This is a genomic window from Kitasatospora sp. NPDC004272 (assembly GCF_053603035.1).
Genome location: NZ_JBSGET010000258.1, coordinates 1 through 4049, shown reverse-complemented (window position 1 = coordinate 4049; position 4049 = coordinate 1). Strand labels below are relative to the sequence as shown.

The 4049-nt window shown below is 73.4% G+C and carries 1 protein-coding gene, 1 pseudogene and 2 riboswitches; of the genes and pseudogenes, one reads left to right on the top strand and one right to left on the bottom strand.

The genetic code is table 11. From position 1 onward, the window contains the following. Positions 1-116: 116 nt before the first annotated feature. Positions 117-542 (bottom strand): annotated as a pseudogene (locus ACWEO5_RS38105) (PRC-barrel domain-containing protein); the annotation flags it as partial. A gap of 187 nt (positions 543-729) precedes the next feature. Beyond that, a riboswitch (glycine riboswitch) is annotated at positions 730-835 on the top strand. A 2-nt stretch (positions 836-837) separates the two neighbouring features. Further along, positions 838-964: riboswitch (glycine riboswitch) on the top strand. Positions 965-1054: 90 nt separating this feature from the next. Between ACWEO5_RS38105 and gcvP the strand changes: the two are divergent. Next, a complete protein-coding gene (gene gcvP / locus ACWEO5_RS38100) occupies positions 1055-3925 on the top strand; it encodes an aminomethyl-transferring glycine dehydrogenase (RefSeq protein WP_452166653.1) in 2871 nt (956 codons plus the stop codon). Positions 3926-4049 lie beyond the last annotated feature (124 nt).

Below are 4049 nucleotides of genomic sequence, written 5' to 3'. Positions count from 1 at the left end.
CGCCCCCGCCCGGGACGCCCGCGCCGCCGGACCGCACGCCGCCCTCGACCCGCGGCTGGTCCTGCTGCTCGGCGAGGCGTGGCGGGCGCGGGCGCCGCCACGGGCGTGGGGGAGGAGGCGACGGTGCCGAAGTCGCGGTCCGCCGGGGGCTCCTGGCGCTGCTGCGCCTTCTCGCCCGCACCGTCCGCCGCCTTCGCCGCCGGGGCCGCGGGCTCCGAGCCGGCGTCGCCGCCGGTGTCCAGCCCGTAGTAGCGGTACAGCTGCAACTCCTGGGCGGGCGAGAGGTGCTGGCCCACGCCGAAGTCCGGGGACTCCTTGATCAACGATTTGTCGTACGGGACGCGCAGCTCGTCGCCCGCGAACTCGCTGGTGGTCAGCGGGACGAAGGCGTCCCGGCCGAAGATCCCCGTGCGGACGGCCGCCCACTCCGGTTCGCCGGTGGCGTCGTCCAGGTACACCTCGTCGACCGTGCCGATCTTGTCACCGTTCCGGTCGACCGCCTTGTGCCCGATCAGGTCGCGCGGATCGATATCGGTCTGCACGCTGTCCTCCAGTCCTGCCGCTCCTCAGGGATGTCCGGGAGGCGGTCGGAGGAGCCTGCCGGGCCGCCACTTCACACCAAACGTCACGTAACGGACGGCGGCACTCCGGACACCGCCGTCCGGGGCAGATCACAGGGCCGCACCGGTGATCCCCGAGGCCCGCGCTGGTAACCTCGGAGGCGACCGCCGAGCCCGCTCGGGAGAGTCCCGACCCCGCCGGACAGGGGGGTGCGGGACGCCGAAGGAGCAACCCCTCCCCGGAATCTCTCAGGCATCCGTACCGAGCGAGAACAGGTCACTCTGGAAAGCAGGGCAGGACCGTCGGCACCGGAGCCGGCCGTCCCCGCCCTCGCCGACGGTGCAAGCCGTCCGGGCCCCGGCCCGGACGCGTGAAGCTCTCAGGTACCGATGACAGAGGGGGAGGCTGACGGGTTCGCCCGCCCGCCCGGCTTCCACGGCAGTCGGTCGGCGTGCGTACCACCGCCGGTCCGCGACCAGGAGGCCCGACCCCCATGAACGCCCAGCCGACGCTCAGCGACCTTGAGCAGGCCAGCCCCTTCGAGCACCGCCACATCGGCCCCGACAGCGACGCCCAGCAGAAGATGCTGGCCCAGGTCGGCTACGCCTCCCTGGACGAGCTGTCCGACGCCGCCGTCCCCGACGCCATCCGCAGCCTCACCGCGCTCGGCCTGCCCGCCGGCCGCAGCGAGGCCCAGGTGCTCGCCGAACTGCGCGAGCTGGCCGGCCGCAACCAGGTCCTCACCTCGATGATCGGCCTCGGCTACTACGGCACCTTCACCCCGCCGGTCATCCTGCGCAACGTGCTGGAGAACCCGGCCTGGTACACCGCCTACACCCCGTACCAGCCCGAGATCTCGCAGGGCCGCCTGGAGGCGCTGCTCAACTTCCAGACCGCGGTCGCCGACCTGACCGGCCTGGACACCTCCGGCTCCTCGCTGCTCGACGAGGGCACCGCCGCCGCCGAGGCGATGGCCCTGGCCCGGCGCGTCACCAAGAACAAGCCCGGCGTCTTCCTGGTCGACGCGGACACCCTGCCGCAGACCGTCGCCGTGATCGAGACCCGCGCCGAACCGACCGGCGTCGAGGTCGTCACGGCCGACCTCTCGAACGGCATCCCCGCCGAGATCGCCGAGCGCGGTGTCTTCGGCGTGCTGCTCCAGTACCCGGGCGCCTCCGGCGCGGTGCGGGAGATCAAGCCCGTCATCGACCAGGCCCACGGGCTCGGCGCCGTCGTCGCCGTCGCCGCTGACCTGCTCGCCCTCACCCTGCTGCGCTCGCCCGGCGAGCTCGGCGCCGACATCGCCTGCGGCACCTCGCAGCGCTTCGGCGTCCCGATGGGCTTCGGCGGCCCGCACGCCGGCTACCTCGCCGTCCGCGCCGAGTACGCCCGCAACCTGCCCGGCCGCCTGGTCGGCGTCTCGGTCGACGCCGACGGCAACCGCGCCTACCGGCTCGCCCTACAGACCCGCGAGCAGCACATCCGCCGCGAGAAGGCCACCTCCAACATCTGCACCGCCCAGGTGCTGCTCGCCGTGATGGCCTCCATGTACGCCGTCTACCACGGCCCCGACGGCCTCGCCGACATCGCCCGCCGCACCCACCGCTACGCCGCCGCGCTCGCCGCCGGCCTGCGCGCGGGCGGCGTCGAGCTCGCCCACGACACCTTCTTCGACACCGTGACGGCGGTCGTCCCGGGCCGGGCCGACCAGGTCGTGGCCGCGGCGCTGGCCGGCGGCGTCAACGTCCACAGGGTCGACGGCGACCGGGTCTCGGTCTCCTGCGACGAGACCACCACCCGCGAGCACCTGGCGGCCGTGTTCGCCGCGTTCGGGGTCACGGCGGAGATCGCCGAGGACGCGGACGCGCTGCCCGCCGAGCTGCTGCGCGAGGACGAGTACCTCACCCACCCGGTCTTCCACAGCCACCGCTCCGAGACCGCCATGCTGCGCTACCTGCGCCGGCTCTCCGACCGCGACTACGCGCTCGACCGCGGCATGATCCCGCTGGGCTCCTGCACCATGAAGCTCAACGCGACCACCGAGATGGAGCCGATCACCTGGCCCGAGTTCGGGCAGCTGCACCCGTTCGCGCCGGTCGAGCAGGCCGAGGGCTACCTGACGCTGATCCGCGGCCTTGAGCAGCAGCTGGTGGAGGTCACCGGCTACGACGCCGTGTCGATCCAGCCGAACGCGGGCTCGCAGGGCGAGCTGGCCGGCCTGCTGGCCGTCCGGGCGTACCACCGGGCCAACGGCGACACCCAGCGCGACGTCTGCCTGATCCCGTCCTCCGCGCACGGCACCAACGCGGCCTCGGCGGCGATGGCCGGCATGCGGGTCGTCGTGGTCAAGACGCTCACCGACGGCGACGTGGACGTCGAGGACCTGAAGGCCAAGATCGAGCAGCACCGCGAGCAGCTCGCCGTGCTGATGGTCACCTACCCGTCCACCCACGGCGTGTTCGAGACCGAGATCACCCGGATCTGCGAACTCGTCCACGAGGCCGGCGGCCAGGTGTACGTCGACGGCGCCAACCTCAACGCGCTGGTCGGCCTCGCCAAGCCCGGCAAGTTCGGGGCGGACGTCTCGCACCTCAACCTGCACAAGACCTTCTGCATCCCGCACGGCGGCGGCGGCCCCGGCGTCGGCCCGGTCGCGGTGCGCTCGCACCTCGCGCCGTACCTGCCCAACCACCCGCTGCAGGCCGAGGCCGGCCCCGCGACCGGCGTCGGGCCGATCTCGGCCGCGCCCTGGGGCTCGGCGGCGATCCTGCCGATCTCCTGGTCGTACGTCCGCCTGATGGGCGGCGAGGGCCTCAAGCGCGCCACCCAGGTGGCCGTGCTCAACGCCAACTACATCGCCAAGCGGCTGGCCCCGCACTACCCCGTGCTCTACACCGGCCCCGGCGGGCTGGTCGCGCACGAGTGCATCATCGACCTGCGGCCGCTCAGCAAGGAGACCGGCGTCAGCGTCGACGACATCGCCAAGCGGCTCATCGACTACGGCTTCCACGCGCCGACCATGTCGTTCCCGGTCGCCGGGACGCTGATGATCGAGCCGACCGAGTCCGAGGACCTGCACGAGATCGACCGCTTCTGCGAGGCGATGATCGCGATCCGCGGCGAGATCGAGAAGGTCGGCGCGGGCGAGTGGGCGGCGGACGACAACCCGCTGCGCAACGCCCCGCACACCGCGGCGATGCTGGCCGGCGAGTGGGCGCACCCGTACACCCGCGAGGAGGCGGTCTTCCCGGCGGGCGTCAACCCGGCGGACAAGTACTGGCCGGCGGTGCGGCGCATCGACGGCGCGTACGGCGACCGGAACCTGGTCTGCTCCTGCCCGCCGCTGGACGAGTACGACGCGTGAGCGCGTAGCGGATGACGGAGGCCGCCCGCCGGGGAACGTTCCCCGGCGGGCGGCCGCCGCGCGGGGCCGGGCAAGTGGTGTCCGGGCCGCGGAACATAAAGGCGGGGCGGGAGCCGGGGGGGGC